Source organism: Dactylosporangium sp. McL0621, from assembly GCF_049995355.1.
Taxonomy (GTDB): Bacteria; Actinomycetota; Actinomycetes; order Mycobacteriales; family Micromonosporaceae; genus Dactylosporangium.
In genome coordinates this window covers 1184280-1201464 of sequence record NZ_CP188259.1, presented here as the reverse complement: position 1 = coordinate 1201464, position 17185 = coordinate 1184280, and the positions used below count along the sequence as shown (strand labels likewise).

The following is a 17185-nucleotide window of genomic DNA, read 5'->3' as shown; positions in this document are numbered from 1 at the left end:
TGCCGGAATACCCACATTTGGCGGTGTTGGGAGCGCTTCCAGATGTGCGCACGCTACGCACGCCGACAGCACAGCGTCAAGGTCTACGTATTTGGATCTTCAGATCGAATGAGTCTTGTTTGACGGCCGCCGCGATGGTCATACTCCACCGCCATGGCCGTCTTCCTCCTCGTCGCGCACGGCTCGGCCGGCGACGTGCTGCCGTTCGCGCGCATCGGCGCGACGCTTGCCGCGCGCGGCCACGACGTGACGCTCGTGAGCCACGCGCCCTTCGCCCGGCACGCGCCGTACGGTTTCGCCGCGATCGACACCGAGGAGCGCTACCGAGACAACCAGGCCCACTCGGCCGGCCTGCTCGCCGCGCGCCGCCCCGATGACCTGCGCCGCTACTACGAAGAGCGCGGCCTCTTCGACGAGCTGCGCCGCGAGGTCGCGCTGCTGGCCGAGCGGCACCGGCCGGGCGAGACCGTGCTGGTGGGCCGGCACACCAGCGCGCTGTCGGTGCCGATCGCCGCCGACCTGCTCGGCGCCCCGGCCGCGTGGGTGGCGGTCGCCCCGGTGCAGCTGATGGTGGCCCCGGTGGCCGCGATGCACGCCCGCAAGGGCCTGGCCCCGGGCGTCGACGCGGTGCGCGCGGGCGTCGGGCTGGCCCCGGTGGCCGACTGGGCCGGGTTCCTGCGGGTGCCGACGCTGGGGCTGTGGCCGGGCTGGTTCGACGCGGCCGGCACCCGGTCGCGGGCCGCGCTGACCGGCTTCGTCTGCGGCGACGAGGACGGCGAGGCCGTGGACCTGCCGGGGCGCCCGATCCTGGTCACGGGCGGGACCGGGCAGATGCTGCACCCGCGGTACTACGAGGTCGCCCTCGCCGCGGCCGGGCTGGTCGACCACCCGGTCGTGGTCGTCTCGCCGCAGCCGATCGAGGGCTTCCCGTGGTACCGCCGCCTGCCCTTCCCCTCGGCCCTGCCCCAGTGCGGCGCGATCCTGCACCACGGCGGGATCGGCACCGCGGCCCGGGCGCTGCTCTCCGGCACGCCGCAGGTGATCCTGGCCCACGGCGCCGACCGCCCGGACGTCGCCCAGCGCCTGGCCCGCCACGACCTGGCGCGCTGGCTGCCGGCCGACGCCTGGACCGCGGAGGCGGCGGCCGACCGGCTGTGGGCGGCGCTGACCGACACCGGCTACGGGGGCCGGGCGGCCGGATTCACCGAGCCGACCGTGGCGGGCCCGGAGCGCGCCGCCGACCACCTGGAGCGCCTGCTTCCCCATTAATCGTGAGACGTCGATGCCTTCGGGACCCGCGAAGGTGAAAGTTTCAGCGCGGCGGCCCGGGCCGCACTGCGCGCCGAGTTGAGCGCCACCTCGGCGAGCATGCCCGGCGCGGCCACGCTGTCGCCGATCAGCCAGACGCCCTCGCCGCGGTCGATCGCGGGGCGGTCACGCCAGGTCGTGCCCGGCCCGTCGACCGCGCCCGTGCGGCCGTTGGCGAAGGCGTCGCGGCGCCACGTCACGCGGTCGCGCCAGCCGGGCAGGGCCAGGTCGGCGAGGGCCTCGGCGCGCGCGGTCGCGGCCGGGACCGCCTCGTCCGGGCGGGCCGGCAGCTCCAGCTGCACCAGGGCGTGGCCGGGCGGGGCGAGGCTCGGGTCCGGCGCGGAGTACCGCTCCACGAATCCGCCCTCGTCGAGGTCCGACACCACGAACGGGTCGCGGCGGTCCGCGCGCAGGCCCAGGTCGATGAGCGCGGCCCGCCCGCTCGGCCAGCGCAGCGACTCGTCGCCCAGCAGCGCGCGGGCCGCGTCCAGGCCGGTGGCGACGATGACCGGGCCGTCGGGCAGCGCGTCGACGCGCTCGCCGGTGGCGATGACCGAGCCGAGGCGGCGGGCGTGGGCGGCCATCCGCTCGACCATCGCCGACCAGCCGCCGTGCACGTAGCGCACCGCCGGCCAGCCCGGCGCGGCCGCCCGCAGCAGGCGCTCCCAGACGAACGCGGCGGAGAGGCGGCCCGGGTCGGCGGTGTACGTGATGACGCCCACCACCCCCGCGGCCGCGCGCGTCGCCTCGGGGCCGAACCGGCGCCCGGCCCACTCGCCGAAGGGCTCGTCGGCGGGCGCGGTGAGGCGGCGGTGGGCGACCATGCGCAGCAGCGCGAGCGGCGGCAGGGCGCGGATCCGTCCGTCGCGGCGGAACCGGAAGCGCGCGAGCTCGCCCGGGGTGGGCCGGCTGAACGGCTGGACCAGGCGGCGTTCGGCGAGCCAGCGGAAGGGCTCCCCGTCGCTGTACAGCACGTGCGTGCCGTCGTTCGCGACGTACGGCCCGGGCGTCGAGCGCGCCCGTCCGCCCAGCCGGCGGTGGGCCTCGTGCAGCGTGACGGCGAGCCCGCGCTCGGCGCACGCGATGGCGGCGGTCAGCCCGGCCACGCCGCCGCCGACGATGGTGATGGAGTTCCTCATGCGGGTGTGGACGCGGCGCCCTCCCCCGAACGTGACACCCACGCGAGCTTCTCGGGGTTGCCCACCAGGAACACGGTGCCGATGCGGTCGTCGTCCGCCGGCTCCACCGACAGCACCAGGATCACCTGCTCCTCCACCCGGATGACGATGGCCGGGGCGGCGTTCACGTCCTCGACGGCGACCCCGAAGTCGTTCGTCCGGGGCACGCCGATCGAGTCCAGGAAGCGCTGGGCCCCTTCGGTGTTGGAGATCGCGTTGAGGAACCGCCCGACGTGGTCCGCGCCGTGCAGGACCCGCAGCGGGGCCTTGGCCCGCCCGCCGCCGTCGCTGACCAGCCGCACGTCGGCGGCGAGCAGGTCGACGAGGCCGGCCAGGTCGCCACCGAAGCAGGCGGCGAGGAACCGCTCGGTCAGGCGCCTTCGCTGGGCGCGGTCGGCGCGGAAGCGGGGCCGTGCCTCCTGCACGTGGTCGCGGGCGCGCCGGGCCAGCTGGCGGGTTGCGGCCTCGCTGCGGCCGATGACCTCGCCGACCTCGGCGTGCGAGAGGCCGAAGGCTTCATGGAGCACGAACGCCGCACGCTCCAGCGGCGAGAGCGTCTCCAGCACGACCAGCAGCGCCAGCTCGACGCTCTCGGCCAGCTCCGCGCGCCCCTGCGGGTCGGGCTGGGTGCTGACCAGCTCCGGCAGCCACGATCCGGGGTAGGCCTCGCGGCGGGCCCGGACCTGGCGCAGCCGGTCGATCGCGAGCCGCGTCGTCACCGTGACCAGGAACGCCTGCGGGTTGCCGACCGTGGCCCGGTCGACGGCCGACCAGCGCAGCCAGGCCTCCTGCACGACGTCCTCGGCGTCCGAGACGGTGCCGAGGATGCGGTAGGCGACGTCGAGCAGTCGGCGGCGGTGCGGCGTGAAGTCATCGGGGCCCATGCGTGACAAGACGGTACCGCGCCCGGATTCGTGACATCACCCGCGCGGGCGAGGAACCGGCGGCCCGAGGCTGTCACCGTTGGTCCTCATGAGCACGGTCCTGACGACCCTCGCGCTGGTGCTCGGCCTGGTCCCGGCCCCGGCCGGGCAAGCGCCGCCCGCGTTCGCCGCCGCCGACTGCACGCCCAGGCCGACCGTGGTGCTCGTGCACGGCGCCTGGGCCGGCACCTCCAGCTGGAACGGCGAGACGGAGCGGCTGCAGCGGGCCGGGTACACCGTGCGCGCCTTTGCCAACCCGCTGCAGGGCCTGACCGGCGACGCGGCCGGGCTCGCGGCGTTCCTGCGGACCATCGACGGCCCGGTCGTGCTGGCCGGGCACTCGTACGGCGGCTCGGTCATCACCAACGCGGCCGCGAGCAGCCCGAACGTCAAGCAGCTCGTCTACGTCGACGCGGCCGCCCCCGCCGTCGGCGAGACGACGGGCCAGCTCAGCGGGGCCGGCTCCGCACTCGGCGGCCCCGCGGCGATGCTCTACGACAAGGTCGGTTCGGAGTTGTACCTCAAGGAGTCGGTCTTCCTCGCCTCGTTCGGCCCCGACCTGCCCCGGGCCACGGGCCGGCAGCTGTGGGCCGGCCAGAACCCGGCGACCATGGGCGCGTTCACCACCCCGTCGGCGGCGGCCGCGTGGCAGCACATCCCGTCGTGGTACGTCATCGGCTCGGCCGACCGGATCATCACCCCGTCGTCGCAGCAGGCGATGGCGAAGCGGGCGCACGCGAAGGTCCGCACGGTCCCGGGCGGGTCGCACCTGACGCTGGTGTCCCACCCGCAACCGGTGACCGAGCAGATCCTCGCGGCCGCGCGCGCCGTCTGCACCTAGAGCCTCACGACCTCGCCCCGCTCGGCCGAGCGGCGGGCCGCCTCCAGCACCTTGAGCGCGGCGACCGAGTCGGCCACGTCGACCGGGCTCGGGGCGCCGTCGCGCAGGGCGGCCGCGAAGCCGGCGTAGAACTCCTGGTACGCGCCCGGGTCGGTCGGCACCGTGTGGTCGTGGCCGTCGTAGTCGGTGAGCACCCCGTAGGCGCCCGGGTCCTCCTCGCCCCAGCCCGGCTCGGTGGGCAGCCGCCCGGCGCGCAGGGCGTCCTCCTGCACGTCGAGGCCGTACTTCGTGTACGCCCCGCGGTCGCCCAGCAGCCGCAGCCGCGGGCCGGTCTTGGCCGCGAGCGTGGTCATCCACAGGTGCGAGCGCGCGTCGCCCTCGTGCCGCAGCGCGATGAAGGTGTCGTCGTCCACGGTGATCCCGGCGCGGCGGGTGTGCGCCTCGGCGTACACCTCGGTCGCGGGGCCGAGCAGCTGCAGCGCCTGATCGACGAGGTGGCTGCCGAGGTCGTACAGCAGCCCGCCCGCCTCGGCCGGGTCGTCGCTCTCGCGCCAGCCGCCCTTGGGCACCGGACGCCACCGGTCGAAGCGGGACTCCAGGCGCAGTACCCGCCCGAGCGCGCCCTCCGCGACGAGCCGCCGGGCGGTGCGGAAGTCCCCGTCCCAGCGCCGGTTCTGGTACACGGTCAGCAGCAGCTGGTTCCGCGCGGCCAGCGCCGCCAGCTCCTCGCCCTCGGCCGACGTCGGCGTGAGTGGCTTGTCCACCACCACGGAGAGCCCGGCCTCGAGCGCGGCGCGGGCCAGCGGCGCGTGGGTGCGGTTCGGCGAGGCGACGACGACGGCGTCGAGCCCGCCGTCCCAGAGCTCCTCGGCCCGCTCGGCGATCCGGGCCTCGGGGTAGCGCGCGGCCGCGGCGGCCCGCCGCTCGGGGTTGGCGGTGACGATGGCCTCGAGCCGGAGGCCGGGCGTGACGCTGATCAGCGGCGCGTGGAACGCGGAGCCGGCCAGCCCGTAGCCCAGCAGCCCGACGCGCAGGGTGGTGTCGCTCATGAGGTCCAGTCTTCCAAATCGTCGTACGTCGCTTTAACATCCACGCAGCGCGATGCCAGTGGGAGCCGGCCGCCAGCACCCCCGCCTGCCCTCCTCCGAGGAGTTCTCCCATGCTGCGCCGAACGCTCCTGCCCGCCCTCTTCGCCGCGCTCCTGGCCGCGGCCGGCCTCGTCGTCCTCCAGCCCGCCGGCGCCGCCCAGTCGGCCGCGGCCGCGCCCGTACGGATCATGCCGCTCGGCGACTCGATCACCGCCGGCCCCGGCTGCTGGCGCGCCAAGCTCTGGCACCGCCTGCAGACCAGCGGCTACACGAACATCGACTTCGTCGGCGGCGTCTCCGACGGCGGCGGCTGCAACCCCGGCTACGCGTACGACTTCGACCACGAGGGCCACGGCGGGTACTCCGCCACGGGCATCGCCGACAACAACCAGCTCCCGCCGTGGCTGGCCGCGGCCCGGCCCGACGTGATCCTCATGCACCTGGGCACGAACGACATGTGGGGCGGCTACATCCCGCTCGCCACCAAGCTGGCCGCCTTCACGAAGCTCGTCGGCCAGATGCGCGCCCAGAACCCGGCCGTGAAGATCGTGGTGGCCCAGATCATCCCGATGAGCCAGGCCGCCTGCGCCACCTGCCCGGCCGACGTGGTCGCCCTGAACAACGCCCTGCCGGCCTGGGCCGCGGGCCTGACCACGGCCCAGTCCCCGATCACGCTCGCCGACCTGTGGACGGGCTTCGACGCGGTGGCCGACACCGGCGACGGCGTGCACCCGAACGACGGCGGCTTCGAGAAGATGGCCAACGCCTGGTACCCGGTGCTCGCCCGCGCTCTGGGCGGCGTGACCCAGTCGCCGTCGGCGTCCGTCTCGCCGTCGCGCTCGGCGTCGGCGTCCGCCTCGCCGTCCCGCTCCGCGTCCACATCCCCGTCGCCGTCGCGCTCCACGTCCCCGTCGGCGTCCTCCGGTGGCTCCCGGGCGTGTACCGCGACCGCCAAGGTCGTCTCCCAGTGGGGCGGTAACTTCCAGGGCGAGGTCACGGTGACCAACGCGTCGGGCACCGCCTCGACGGCGTGGACGGCGACCCTCACCTTCGCCGACGGCCAGCAGGTCAACCAGGCCTGGAACGCCACCGTGACCCAGTCGGGCGCGACGGCGACCGCGCGCAACGTGACCTACAACGGCAGCATCGCCCCGGGCGCGTCCACCTCGTTCGGCTTCCTCGCCTCCTGGAACAACATCACGAACGCGCCCCCCGCCGTGACCTGCACAATCTCCTAGCGAAATATTTTCACATCGATAGACCTTGGTACATGAGGGTCAAATGCCGTAAAGTGGTCGGCGGGACCGGCGTCTCCCCCCGTGGATGCCGGTCCCTTCAGCTTTTCAGCGTCAGCTGCAGCGCCGACAGCGAGCGGCTGCGGAACGAACGGCGCCACACGGGCGGCTCGGCCAGGATCGGGCGCGGGAACCGGCGCAGCAGCTCACCCACCGCCACGTCCGCCTCCAGCACCGCCAGGGCCGCGCCCAGGCAGTGGTGGGGGCCGTAGCCCAGCCCCAGGTGCGGCGCGCTCGGCCGGCGCAGCCGGAACTCGTCCGGCGCCTCGACCACCGACGGGTCGCGGTTCGCGGCGGCCAGGCTCAGCAGCACGGTGGCCCCCGCCGGGACCGTCACCGCGCCGTAGGTCAGGTCCTCCCGGGCGAACCGGCGGATCGACAGCTGCGCCGCGGGCTCGTGCCGCAGCGTCTCGTCGATCGCGGCCCGGCGCAGCTCGGCGTCCGTGCGGACGCCGTCGAGCAGGTCCGGGTGGCGTACCAGGGCCAGGACGCAGTTGGCGATCAGGTTTATCGAGTTCTCGTAGCCGGCGAAGATCGTCAGGAACGCCAGCGACGTGAGCTCCTCCTCGCTCAGCCGGTCGCCCTCGTCGCGGGCCGTGATCATCGCGCTCAGCAGGTCGCCGGCCGGCTCCTCGCGCGTGCGCCGGATCAGCTCGACCAGGAACCGCTCGATCGCCATGACCGCCCGGGCCGCGGCCTTCGGGTCGTCGGGCGGCGGGCTCAGCAGCGTGTTCGTCCAGGCCCGCATCCGGTCCACGTCGGCATCGGCCAGGCCGAGCAGGTCGCAGATCGCGGCGACCGACAGCGGCGTGGCGTACTCGGCCACCAGGTCGGTCCCGGCGTCGGCGGCCAACCGGTCGAGCAGGTCGTTCGCGGTCCGCTCGATCCCCGGGCGCAGGGCCTCGACCCGGCGCGGGGTGAACGCCGGCGCGACCAGCCGACGGATCCGGCTGTGGTCCGGCGCGTCCATGTTGAGCAGGTTGGCGTCCAGCCGCGGCGGGAGCGAGAAGCCGGCCCAGCCGCCGGTGGAGTTGCGCTTGTCCAGCGAGAGCCGCGGGTCGGCGAGCGCGGCCCGGACGTCCTCGTAGCGGGTCAGCAGCCAGACCGGGGACCCGTCGGGCAGCGTCACCCGGTGGGCCGGGCCGCTCTCGCGCAGCCTCGCGTAGAAGTCGTGCGGGTCCGCGAGCAGCGCGTCGATCGCGGCGGTGGTCAAGTCCGGCTCCCCTCGTCGGCGCCCCGCAGCTCCCGGGCGACGGCGACGAGCCGGCGCACCTCGCCGGCGAAGTCATCCTGGTCCGTGCCGTTGTGGTGCTCCGACGGCAGCGCGGCCCGCCAGGCGTCCCAGCGGGCCCGGCGCCCGGCCTCGTCGGCGGACGGCGCCGACCCGTCGTCGCGGGCGCGGCGCTCCGCCTCGTACGCCAGGCAGGCCGACACGATCTGCCCCGCGTCCGCGTCCGCGTCCGCGCCGGCCGCCGGGTCGTCCATGTGGGGGCGCAGCTGGCGCAGGCCGTCGCCGATCTCGACCACCCGCCGCCGCAGCCGCCGGTCCACGTGGCGCAGGCCGGTGCCCCGCCCCGCCCCGGCCGCGGGGTCGAGCACGACCTCGGGGACGGTGACCGTGACGGCCTCCCACAGCGGGTACATCTGCCGGTAGGCCCGGCGCTGGGCCTGCCACGCGGCGACGCGCGACAGCCGCGGCCCGAACGACGGCAGGGTGAGCCCGACGATGACGCACACCGCCCCGAGCGCCGAGAAGACCGGCACGAACACCTCCAGCCGCCGCGGGTCGCCGCCGAGCCGGCCCTCCACGAGGGTTATCGCGCGGACCGCGCAGTACAGCAGGCCCAGGCCCGCACCGGCGGCGGTGAGCCGCAGGCCCCGGCGGAGCCAGACGCGCCCGGCGGCGCGGGCGTAGGGCAGGCACAGCCGGAAGATGTCGAGGAAGCCCAGGCCCACCATCGCGATGTAGCAGCCGAGGTAGGCCGCGTAGACCGGGTCGTGCGCGTAGGTCACGGCGGCGTCGGTCGGGTGCTCGGCCTGCCGCGCGGCCGCGGTGAACAGCACCGTCATCACCGTGAGCACGGCCAGCACCCACGCGATGCGCAGGCGGGCCCGCCGCCAGGCGCCGGCGCGCGGATGCGTCCAGAAGATGATGATGCACTGGATCGTGCCGGAGAAGGCGATGACGCCGCCCTGGCTGATGAGCAGCGACAGGTTGGGGATCGCGACGGCGGCGTCGATGCGCGCCCACACTGCCGGGGTCGACACGGTGAAGATGAGGCCCAGCAGCGCGAACGCGGCCCCGACGGAGTACAGCGACGGGTCCCGCGGGTCGTGGCGCAGGCCCCGGGCGAGCCGGTAGGCCAGCGCGAGCCACGCGACCGCCGCCGCGAGCGGGTACAACAGGCCGTTCATTCGCCCTCCCCGAGCGCACGCTCGATGCGGGTGATCACGCCGGCCGCCCGCTCCGGCACGTCCCACCGCTGCTCGCCCCGCCACGGGTTGAGCCGCTCGAACAGTTCGGTGCCCAGCTCCTCGGCCTCCCGCTCGGCCGCCCCGGCGAAACAGGTGCGGGCGAGCGTGCCCTCCACCGGCTCCCGCAGGGTGGCGCGCACCGCCGCCGGGTCGAGGCTCGGCAGCAGGCGGCGCAGCGCGTCGGGGTCGTCGAGCTCCTGCAGGTGGTGGCCGTGCAGGAGGTGGGCGAGCTCGTGGCACAGCACCATGTCGCGCAGCCAGCGCGGCGCGGCGGCGTCGATGACGATGCTCAGGCTCGCCGCGCGCACCGCGACCAGGCCGCTGGGCAGCTCGGGCGGCATGGCGAGGTAGAGGCGCTGGATCGGCCGGCCCACGCGCGCGCTGACGGCGTCGCACAGGGCGTCGGCGGTGACGTGCCGGGGCAGTGCCAGCCCGGCGACGAGGCTGCCGCGCCGGTGCGGCCGGGCCCATCTCATCCGTCCACCGTCCCGCTCATCCTCCAGACCGGCGTGCGGCGCGAGCGCCCACACCGATACCAGGCTCTGGTTCACGCCGGCGTCTCCGGTGCGCCCGGGCCGGGCGCGTCGGGGTGGCCGGTGCCTCCAGTGCTCTCAAGGCCTTCGAGCTCGAGCAGTTGCGCGAGTACCGAGTTGAGCGCGTGCTGGCTGGCCGAGGACAGCCCCGTGCGGCCGATTACGTCGCGCAGCACGACCTTCTGGACGTTGAGCTCGCGCAGGGCGCGCAGGCGCGAGAGGTCGCCCTCGACGTCGTCCAGCGCCGGGTCGTCGTCGGCGGAGACGAGGTAGGTCGTCGGCACCCCGAACGCCATCGCCAGCGCCTTGAGGTGGCTCAGCCGCGGGTCGGTGGCCTTGCCGCTGCGCAGCTCGCCGATGTACGCCCCGCTGATCGTGACCGGTGCGTCCATCTCCTGCAGCAGCCGCTCGGCGACCTCGCCCTTGTTGATGCGCTCGGCGATCTCGCTGTTGAAGTACTCACCGTCGGAGCGCGCCCGGTTGACGCCGTCAACCGGCTTGAACGTCGCAAAGAGCAGGTTCAGGCGATCCGCCAGGGAGCGTCGTCCCTCCATGCCCGCCTCCTCCGCTGACGCGCGGCTGCGAGTATATGGCATCAAACGGGCACGCGTTGACAGTCGCCTATCCGGACGGCGTATTCTCTGACCGTTGTGCGAAACGCATGTTGAACATGGTGGGCAACCCCGCAACGCGCGTGAAGCGTCCAACACCGGGGTGGAAGGTGCGGCACCACGGTGTGGTGTAACAGGGGGCACCTTCCACCCGCTCAGCCCCCGAGGTAGGCCAGCACCGCCATCACACGGCGGTTGTCGTCGTCGGACGGCGGCAGGCCGAGCTTGGCGAAGATGCTGTTGATGTGCTTGCTGACCGCCTTGTCGGTGACGAAGAGGCGGCCGGCGATCGCGGCGTTGGAGCGGCCCTCGGCCATCAGGCCCAGCACCTCGCGCTCGCGGGCGGTCAGCGCGTCGAGCGGGCCGGCCGGCCGGCGGGCCAGCAGCGCCGCCACGACCTTCGGGTCCATCACGGTGCCGCCGCCGGCGACCCGGCGTACCGCGTCGATGAACTGCCCGACGTTGGCGACCCGGTCCTTGAGCAGGTAGCCGACGCCGCCGTTGCCGCCGGCCAGCAGGTCGCGGGCGTACAGCTGCTCCACGTGCTGCGAGAGCACCAGGACCGGCAGCCCGGGCACCCGCTCCCGCGCGGCGATCGCGGCCTGCAGGCCCTCGTCGGTGAAGGTGGGCGGCAGCCGCACGTCGACGACCGCGATGTCGGGGCGGTGCGCCAGCAGGGCGGGCAGGAGGGACGGTCCGTTGTCGACGGACGCGACGACCTCGAAGTCGAACGCCTGCAGGATGTGTATCAGCCCGTCCCGGAGGAGGGCGAGGTCCTCGGCGATGACAACGCGCACGGCAGCTCCATCGTCACGGTGGTGGGTCCGCCCGGCGGACTGACCACCGACATGGTGCCATCGAAGGCGGCGAGGCGGCGCCCTATGCCCAGCAGCCCGCTGCCCCCGGCGGGGTCGGCCCCGCCCCGGCCGTCGTCGCGCACCACGATGCCGATGCAATTTTGCCGGTACCGCACGAGCACCCACACCCGCGAGGCGCCCCCGTGCTTCACGGCGTTGGCGAGGGTCTCGGCGACCGCGAAGTAGGCCGCCGACTCCAGCGGGGCGAGCGGCCGGCCGGGCAGGTCGATCTCCACGTCGACCGGCAGCGGCAGCGTCAGGGCCAGCGCGCGGACGGCCCCGTCCAGCCCGCGCTCGGCGAGCACCGGCGGGTGGATGCCGCGGACCAGGTCGCGCAGTTCCTCGAGGGCCAGGCCGCTGTACTCCCGCGCCTGCGCCATCAGCCGCTGCGCCGCCTCCGGGTCGCGCCCCATCAGCTCCTCGGCGAGCCCGATCTTCATGCTCAGCGCGACGAGCCGGGCCTGGGCGCCGTCGTGCAGGTTGCGCTCGATCCGCCGCAGCTCGCTCGCCTGTGCGTCGACGGTCTCGGTGCGGGTCTGGGTCAGATGGTCGACCCGCAGGGCCAGCGCGGCGGCGCGGGTCGGGCCGAGCAGGGCGGCGCTGAACCGCCCGAACCAGCGCAGGGCCCGCGGCGCGAACGTCAGCCCGAAGGCCAGGAAGGCGACGCCCTGGGGCCAGCCGAGCACGGCCTGCACCGCGTTGCGCAGCGGCCAGAAGACGCCGTAGCCGTACCAGTCGAGGAGGTAGTAGAGCAGGACGGGTACACCCAGGATGCCCTCGACCCCGTATACGGTCAGCGCCGCGGGCACGATCAGCAGGGGCGCGGTGACGTAGACCGACACCATCAGCCAGAGCAGGTCGCGCCAGGTGGCGGCGTCGCTCATCACCCAGCGGTAGGTGCCCCAGACCCCGAGCCGCTCCGGCCGCGGCCGGTAGGGGCTCGCGATCTCGACCCCGGTCCACTGGGCCAGGGTCCGCCGGTAGTGGTCGGTGACGGCCCGGACCACCAGCGCGAGCACCGGCACGAGGAAGATGCCGAGGCCGGCGACGGACAGCAGGACCCCGACCAGGAACAGCCCGAACAGCGCGGCGTTGACCGCCAGCACGCCGACCGCCAGCAGCAGCCCGCGCAGGCCGGCCAGCAGGCCCCGCACCACCCAGACACGCACGGGTGCCATTCTCGCCCATCGCCGTACGCCGGTCGGTGGTGCTGGCTCCACCATGGCCGGGGAGTTGTCGCTCCTGACCGGCGCGCGCCCGGCGCCTTGGATCGAAGCATGCGTTACAGACTGCTGACTCTGGCCCTCTGGGTCGTCGTCGCGGCCGGGCTGGGCCCGCTCGCGATGAAGCTCACCGACGTCCAGGACAACGACTCCCTGGGCTCGCTGCCCGCCGCGGCCGAGGCGACCCGGGCCGCGGCCCGCGCCGAGGCCGCCTTCCCGGAGCCGGACGCGCTCGTGGCCGTGGCCGTGTACGTGCGCGAGTCCGGCCTCACCGCCGCCGACCGGGCCAAGGTCGACGCCGACCGGGCCGCGTTCGCCGCGAACGCACAGGGCGGCCTCGTTCCCGAGCCCGCCCCGGCCGCCGACGGCCAGGCGCTGCTGCTGACCTTCCCGGTCACGGACGACGTCGCCCCGATCCGCCAGCGGCTCGCCGAGCAGACCCCCGACGGGCTGCGCACCGCGCTGACCGGCTCGGCCGCGGCCGAGGACGACCTGGGCGAGGCGTTCTCCGGCCTCGACCTGACGCTGCTGCTCGCCACCGTGGGCGCGGTCGCGCTGTTGCTGCTGCTGACGTACCGCAGCCCCGTGCTCTGGCTCATCCCCCTGCTGACCGCGGGCATCGCGAGCCAGTGCGCGGGCGGCATCGTCTACCTGCTCGTGCGGCACACCGGGCTGACCGTCGACCTGCAGAGCCAGAACATCATGACCATCCTGTCCATCGGCGTCGGCGTGGACTATGCGCTGCTGCTCATCTCCCGGTACCGCGAGGAGCTGCGCCACCACGAGAACCGCCACACGGCGATGGCGGTGGCCCTGCGCCGCTCGTTCCCGGCGATCTGCGCGTCGGCGGTCACCGTCGCGCTCGGCCTGCTGTGCCTGCTCGCCGCCGACCTGCCGGCCACCCGCGGCCTCGGCCCGGTGGGCGCGATCGCGGTCGTGACGACCCTGGCCGCGATGACCACGCTGCTGCCGGCCCTGCTCGTGCTGCTCGGCCGCTGGATCTTCTGGCCGTTCGTGCCCCGCGCCGGCGCTGCGGCCTCCGCCTCCTGGTCGTCGCGCGTGGCGCGGCTCGTCGGCGACCACGCCCGGCCGGTCTGGCTCGCCACCGCCGCCGTCCTGGCCGCGCTCACCATCGGCATCGGCCACCTGAGCATCGGCCTGCCCGCGGACGAGACGTTCACCAAGGAGGTCGGCTCGATCACCGGCCAGCGGCTCATCGAGCGCCACTACCCCGGCGGCACCCTGGCCCCCGCGGTCATCACGGCGACCGCCGGCACCGCGACCGAGGTCGCCGACGCCGCCCGCCGCGTCGAGGGAGTGGCGGCGGTCGGCGCGCCGGCGCGGTCGGCGGACGGCCGCTGGGCGCGCATCGAGGCCACGCTGGCGTCGGAGCCGACCTCCCCGGAGGCGGTGCGGACCCTGGAGCGGCTGCGCACCGCGGTGCGCTCGGTGCCCTCGTCGGACGCGCTGGTCGGCGGCGACACCGCGGCCGAGGCCGACGGCGACGCGGTCACGAGCCGGGACAACCGCGTGGTCGTCCCGCTGGTACTGGCCGTGGTCCTGCTTGTGCTGATCGTCCTGCTGCGCGCCCTGGTCGCCCCGCTGATGCTGCTGGCGAGCGTGGTCCTGTCGTACGCGGCCGCCCTCGGCGCCGCCGGCCTGATCCTGGACGCGATCGGCCACCCGCGCCTGTGGAGCGCGGTGCCGCTGCAGACGTTCCTGTTCATCGTCGCCCTGGGCGTCGACTACACGATCTTCCTGATGACGAGGGCGCGCGAGGAGACCGCCCGGCTCGGCCACCACCGGGGCGTGCTGCACGCCCTGACCGTGACCGGGGGCGTCGTCACGAGCGCGGGAGTCGTACTGGCGGCGACGTTCGCGGCGCTGACGGTCCTGCCCATGGTCCCGTCGGTCCAGATCGGGGTCATCGTCAGCGTGGGCGTACTGATCGACACCCTGCTGGTGCGCAGCCTGCTGGTGCCGGCCCTGACCCTCCACATAGGACCTCGGGTCTGGTGGCCGGCCGCCCGCCGGGGTCCGGTCGCCGACGCCGACGGCTCCGAACAGCCGGACCGCGTCGCGGGGGCCTACCGCTGATCACCGGTCCGCAGGGCGTTGGTCAGCTGGACCCGGGAGTTGACGCCGAGCTTGGCGAAGATCGCGCGCAGGTGGGTGCCGATCGTGTTCGCGGACACGCCGAGCTCGGCGGCGGCCGAGCGGTTGGTGTGGCCGGCGACGATGAGGCCGGCGACGCGGGCCTCGGTCTCGGTCAGCGCGGACCGGCCGGTCAGGGCGCGCGGCGGGCCGGCCGGGGGGCGCCGCCGCGCCGGCCCGCCCAGGGCGGCCAGCTCACCGGCGACGGCGCCGGCGTAGGCGGACGCGCCGACCCGCGCGTAGATCGCGTGGGCCTCGCGCAGCGCGGCGAGGCCGCCGGGGGTGTCGCCGCCGGCGGCGAGCGCGGAGCCGAGATCGTGCAGGGCGGCGGCCAGCGGTATCGGGCGGGGCGAGCGGCGCAGCACCGCGACGGTCGCACGCACGTCGGCGACGTCCCCGCCGAGGTGGCCGCGCAGGTGCAGCGCCACGCCCTCCAGCGTGGCGACGCCCGGGTTGCGCCGCGCGCCGAGCTCGGCGATGTGCAGCGCCCGGGCGGCCCGCTCGGCGTCGCCGGCACGCCGGGCGGCGTCGCCGAACACCCGCATCCACGGCGGCGACCAGGCCCACGCGTGGCAGCCGTTGTCGGCCGCGTCCAGCAGCGGCCCGACGATCCGCAGCGCCTCGGCCGGGTCGCCCGCCTCGGCCGCCAGCCACGCCAGCATGAGCCGCAGCCGCGACGCGCGCAGCTCGTCGGCGCTCTCGGCCGCGGACTCGAGCGGCGCGAGCAGCTCGCGGGCCCGGCCGAGCTCGCCGCGGTAGATGGCGACGCCGCACAGGATCATGCGGGCGTTCATGGCGTACGTGAAGTGCCGCAGCGCCTCGGCCTGGCGCAGGAGGGTGCGCGCGGTGGCGTCGGCGGCGTCGAGCTCCGCGAGGTTGTGGTGCTGCCACATCTGGGCGTACAGGTACGACGGCAGCAGCCGGTCCAGGTCCCCGTCGGCGTCCTCGCGGGCGGCGGCGAGCAGGCCGGCGGCCTCCGCGTAGCGGTCGAGGTGCTGCAGCGCGCGGATCCGCTCGGGCCGGTGGGCGGCCGGCGCGATCGCGTGCAGCTCGTCGAAGTACGCCAGGACCTGCGCGTGGTCGCCGAAGTTGCGGCCGGCCTCGGTGAGCGCCAGCAGCGCGATCTGGCGGGTCAGGTCGTCGCCGAGGCGGCGCCCCTCGGCGTCGGCGGCGGCCGCGGCCGGGGCGGCGGCCGGGGCCGACGGGGTGCGGGTGGCGGCGAGCGCTCGCAGCGCCAGCAGCCGCGCCCGCTCGACCTCGGGCACGGCGGCGCGCTCCAGCGCGGCCCCCGCGCGGCGCTCCAGTTCGCGGCAGGCCCCGTTGGCCCACAGGGCGCGGCCCACGGCGACCTCGATGCGGGCGACCGCGGCGGGCGTCCCGGCGAAGGGCAGCATCGCGTCGGCCAGGCCGATCACGTCGCTCTCGCGCTGGGCGTCGATGAGGACGGCGAGCGCCCGTTCGCCGGTCTCCAGCCGGCGCGGGTGGTCGCGGCCGAGCCGCGCGACCGCCTCGCGGGCCAGCTCGGCGGCCTGCTCCGGCATGACGTGGGCGCTCTGGGCGGCGGCCCGCAGTACTACATCGGCCGCCTCGAAATCGCCGGGCCCGGCGGACGCGCGGAAATGCGGCGCGGCCGCGAGGGGGCCGGCGCCGTCGCGCTCCAGCCGCCGCCCGCAGGCCCGGTGCAGGCGGCGGCGCTCGACCGGCGGGATGTGCGCGTACACGGCCTCGCGGATCAGGTCGTGCGGCAGCGACAGCCCGTCGCCCGCCAGCACCATGAGCCCCTCGTCCTGGCCCTGCAGGGCGGCCGCGAAGACCAGCTCGGGCGTGGTGTCGCCGACCAGGTCGGCGACCATCTCCGCGGACGCGACCCGGCCCAGCACGGCGACCACCCGCACGACGGCCGCGACCGGCGGCGGGACCATCGCCAGCCGCTGCCGGATGCTGGCGATGAGCTCGGCGTGCAGGTCGTTCTCGGGCAGGCCGCGGGCGCGCCGCCGGGCCAGGCCGGTGAGCAGCTGGACGGCCCAGAACGGGCTGCCGCCGACGCCGCGCAGCAGTTGCAAGGTCCGCGCGTCGGGTACCGCGCCGAGCCGGTCGGCGGCGAGGGCGTCGAGGTCGGCGGCGCGCATCGGCCCGAGCGGCACCCGGGTGACGGCGACGGCCGGATCGCACGCGCCCACGACGTCCTCGAGCCGGTCGATCGGCGCGAGGCGGCTGGTCAGCAGCCACACGACCGGCGCGCCGGCCAGGCGCGAGGGCAGGTAGCGCAGCGCGAACCGGGTGAGCGGGTCGGCCCACTGCACGTCGTCGAGGCCGATGAGGACCGGCTGCCGCGCGGCGAGGCCCTCCAGGAGCTCGGCGACGCGGTCGACGAGCCAGAGCGGGCGCTCGTACAGCGGCTCGAGCCCGGCGAACGCGTCGGCGTCGACCAGCGGCCGCGCGCCGGAGCGCAGGGCGAGCAGCAACGGCGCGCCCGGCGCGACCTGGTCGATCTCCTCGGCCTTGCCGACCCCGATCGCGAACCCCTTGCGCCGGGTCTGCTCGGCCGCGTCGCGCAGCAGGGTGGTCTTGCCCATCCCGGGCTCGCCGACGACGGCGACGAGCGAGCCGCACCCGGTGCGGGTCGTATGCCGCAGCGCGCCGAGGAGACGCTCCATCTCCTCGGCGCGGCCGCGCAACGTCACCCGGTTCATCGGGTG

Annotated in this window: 14 protein-coding genes; 4 read left to right on the top strand and 10 right to left on the bottom strand. The window is 75.4% G+C overall.

The features are described 5' to 3' along the window. Positions 1 to 153 precede the first annotated feature (153 nt). Positions 154 to 1269 (top strand): glycosyltransferase, encoded by a 1116-nt coding sequence (locus ACPPVO_RS05600; RefSeq protein WP_426510191.1) that lies wholly within the window; start codon positions 154 to 156, stop codon positions 1267 to 1269. On the opposite strand, the gene ACPPVO_RS05595 is transcribed toward ACPPVO_RS05600, so the two are convergent. Further along, complete coding sequence (locus ACPPVO_RS05595) at positions 1266 to 2447, bottom strand: NAD(P)-binding protein (protein ID WP_426510190.1); 1182 nt, start codon at positions 2445 to 2447, stop codon at positions 1266 to 1268. The genes ACPPVO_RS05600 and ACPPVO_RS05595 overlap by 4 nt on opposite strands. Continuing rightward, entirely contained in the window at positions 2444 to 3370 is a 927-nt protein-coding gene (gene sigJ / locus ACPPVO_RS05590) for an RNA polymerase sigma factor SigJ (RefSeq protein WP_426510189.1), read from the bottom strand. The genes ACPPVO_RS05595 and sigJ overlap by 4 nt, the downstream gene beginning before the upstream one ends. An 88-nt stretch (positions 3371 to 3458) precedes the next feature. Between sigJ and ACPPVO_RS05585 the strand changes: the two genes are divergently transcribed. After that, the gene (locus ACPPVO_RS05585; protein ID WP_426510188.1) at positions 3459 to 4250 is read left to right on the top strand and encodes an alpha/beta fold hydrolase; all 792 of its coding nucleotides are present in this window, start codon (positions 3459 to 3461) and stop codon (positions 4248 to 4250) included. Here ACPPVO_RS05585 and ACPPVO_RS05580 read toward each other — a convergent pair. Further along, positions 4247 to 5299 (bottom strand): Gfo/Idh/MocA family protein, encoded by a 1053-nt coding sequence (locus ACPPVO_RS05580; protein ID WP_426510187.1) that lies wholly within the window; start codon positions 5297 to 5299, stop codon positions 4247 to 4249. The two genes, ACPPVO_RS05585 and ACPPVO_RS05580, sit on opposite strands and share 4 nt — an antisense overlap. 110 nt (positions 5300 to 5409) lie before the next feature. On the opposite strand from ACPPVO_RS05580, the gene ACPPVO_RS05575 reads away from it, so the two are divergent. Continuing rightward, a complete protein-coding gene (locus tag ACPPVO_RS05575) occupies positions 5410 to 6576 on the top strand; it encodes a cellulose binding domain-containing protein (protein ID WP_426510186.1) in 1167 nt (388 codons plus the stop codon). A 97-nt stretch (positions 6577 to 6673) separates the two neighbouring features. Here the strand turns inward: ACPPVO_RS05575 and ACPPVO_RS05570 are convergent, their stop codons facing one another. The 6 genes from ACPPVO_RS05570 to ACPPVO_RS05545 all read right to left on the bottom strand — a co-directional run bounded on the left by ACPPVO_RS05570 (position 6674) and on the right by ACPPVO_RS05545 (position 12287). Then, positions 6674 to 7846, bottom strand: a complete 1173-nt coding sequence (locus tag ACPPVO_RS05570) for a cytochrome P450 family protein (RefSeq protein ID WP_426510185.1) — start codon at positions 7844 to 7846, stop codon at positions 6674 to 6676. Beyond that, positions 7843 to 9048 carry an MAB_1171c family putative transporter gene (locus ACPPVO_RS05565; protein ID WP_426510184.1) on the bottom strand — a complete coding sequence of 402 codons (1206 nt, stop codon included), beginning with the start codon at positions 9046 to 9048 and terminating at the stop codon, positions 7843 to 7845. Before ACPPVO_RS05565 ends, ACPPVO_RS05570 begins: the two co-directional genes overlap by 4 nt. Beyond that, positions 9045 to 9584 (bottom strand): hypothetical protein, encoded by a 540-nt coding sequence (locus tag ACPPVO_RS05560; protein ID WP_426510183.1) that lies wholly within the window; start codon positions 9582 to 9584, stop codon positions 9045 to 9047. The genes ACPPVO_RS05565 and ACPPVO_RS05560 overlap by 4 nt, the downstream gene beginning before the upstream one ends. Before the next feature lie 71 nt (positions 9585 to 9655). Next, positions 9656 to 10195: a hypothetical protein gene (locus ACPPVO_RS05555; RefSeq protein ID WP_426510182.1), complete on the bottom strand. Its 540-nt coding sequence runs from the start codon at positions 10193 to 10195 to the stop codon at positions 9656 to 9658. A 212-nt stretch (positions 10196 to 10407) separates the two neighbouring features. Then, positions 10408 to 11049 (bottom strand): LuxR C-terminal-related transcriptional regulator, encoded by a 642-nt coding sequence (locus ACPPVO_RS05550; RefSeq protein ID WP_426510181.1) that lies wholly within the window; start codon positions 11047 to 11049, stop codon positions 10408 to 10410. Beyond that, on the bottom strand, positions 11001 to 12287 hold the full coding sequence (locus ACPPVO_RS05545) for a sensor histidine kinase (protein WP_426510180.1): 1287 nt from the start codon (positions 12285 to 12287) through the stop codon (positions 11001 to 11003). The genes ACPPVO_RS05550 and ACPPVO_RS05545 overlap by 49 nt, the downstream gene beginning before the upstream one ends. A 99-nt stretch (positions 12288 to 12386) precedes the next feature. On the opposite strand from ACPPVO_RS05545, the gene ACPPVO_RS05540 reads away from it, so the two are divergent. Further along, positions 12387 to 14429, top strand: a complete 2043-nt coding sequence (locus ACPPVO_RS05540) for an MMPL family transporter (protein WP_426510179.1) — start codon at positions 12387 to 12389, stop codon at positions 14427 to 14429. On the opposite strand, the gene ACPPVO_RS05535 is transcribed toward ACPPVO_RS05540, so the two are convergent. Further along, positions 14420 to 17179, bottom strand: a complete 2760-nt coding sequence (locus ACPPVO_RS05535; RefSeq protein WP_426510178.1) for an AAA family ATPase — start codon at positions 17177 to 17179, stop codon at positions 14420 to 14422. The genes ACPPVO_RS05540 and ACPPVO_RS05535 overlap by 10 nt on opposite strands. Between the last annotated feature and the right edge of the window lie 6 nt (positions 17180 to 17185).

Bases quoted from the DNA above. Each gene is read 5' to 3' on its own strand.
- ACPPVO_RS05595 (WP_426510190.1), bottom strand. From the start codon at position 2,447: ATGAGGAACTCCATCACCATCGTCGGCGGCGGCGTGGCCGGGCTGACC.
- ACPPVO_RS05565 (WP_426510184.1), bottom strand. From the start codon at position 9,048: ATGAACGGCCTGTTGTACCCGCTCGCGGCGGCGGTCGCGTGGCTCGCG.
- ACPPVO_RS05600 (WP_426510191.1), top strand. From the start codon at position 154: ATGGCCGTCTTCCTCCTCGTCGCGCACGGCTCGGCCGGCGACGTGCTG.
- ACPPVO_RS05555 (WP_426510182.1), bottom strand. From the start codon at position 10,195: ATGGAGGGACGACGCTCCCTGGCGGATCGCCTGAACCTGCTCTTTGCG.
- ACPPVO_RS05535 (WP_426510178.1), bottom strand. From the start codon at position 17,179: ATGAACCGGGTGACGTTGCGCGGCCGCGCCGAGGAGATGGAGCGTCTC.
- sigJ (WP_426510189.1), bottom strand. From the start codon at position 3,370: ATGGGCCCCGATGACTTCACGCCGCACCGCCGCCGACTGCTCGACGTC.
- ACPPVO_RS05580 (WP_426510187.1), bottom strand. From the start codon at position 5,299: ATGAGCGACACCACCCTGCGCGTCGGGCTGCTGGGCTACGGGCTGGCC.
- ACPPVO_RS05545 (WP_426510180.1), bottom strand. From the start codon at position 12,287: ATGGCACCCGTGCGTGTCTGGGTGGTGCGGGGCCTGCTGGCCGGCCTG.
- ACPPVO_RS05585 (WP_426510188.1), top strand. From the start codon at position 3,459: ATGAGCACGGTCCTGACGACCCTCGCGCTGGTGCTCGGCCTGGTCCCG.
- ACPPVO_RS05575 (WP_426510186.1), top strand. From the start codon at position 5,410: ATGCTGCGCCGAACGCTCCTGCCCGCCCTCTTCGCCGCGCTCCTGGCC.
- ACPPVO_RS05560 (WP_426510183.1), bottom strand. From the start codon at position 9,584: ATGAGATGGGCCCGGCCGCACCGGCGCGGCAGCCTCGTCGCCGGGCTG.
- ACPPVO_RS05540 (WP_426510179.1), top strand. From the start codon at position 12,387: ATGCGTTACAGACTGCTGACTCTGGCCCTCTGGGTCGTCGTCGCGGCC.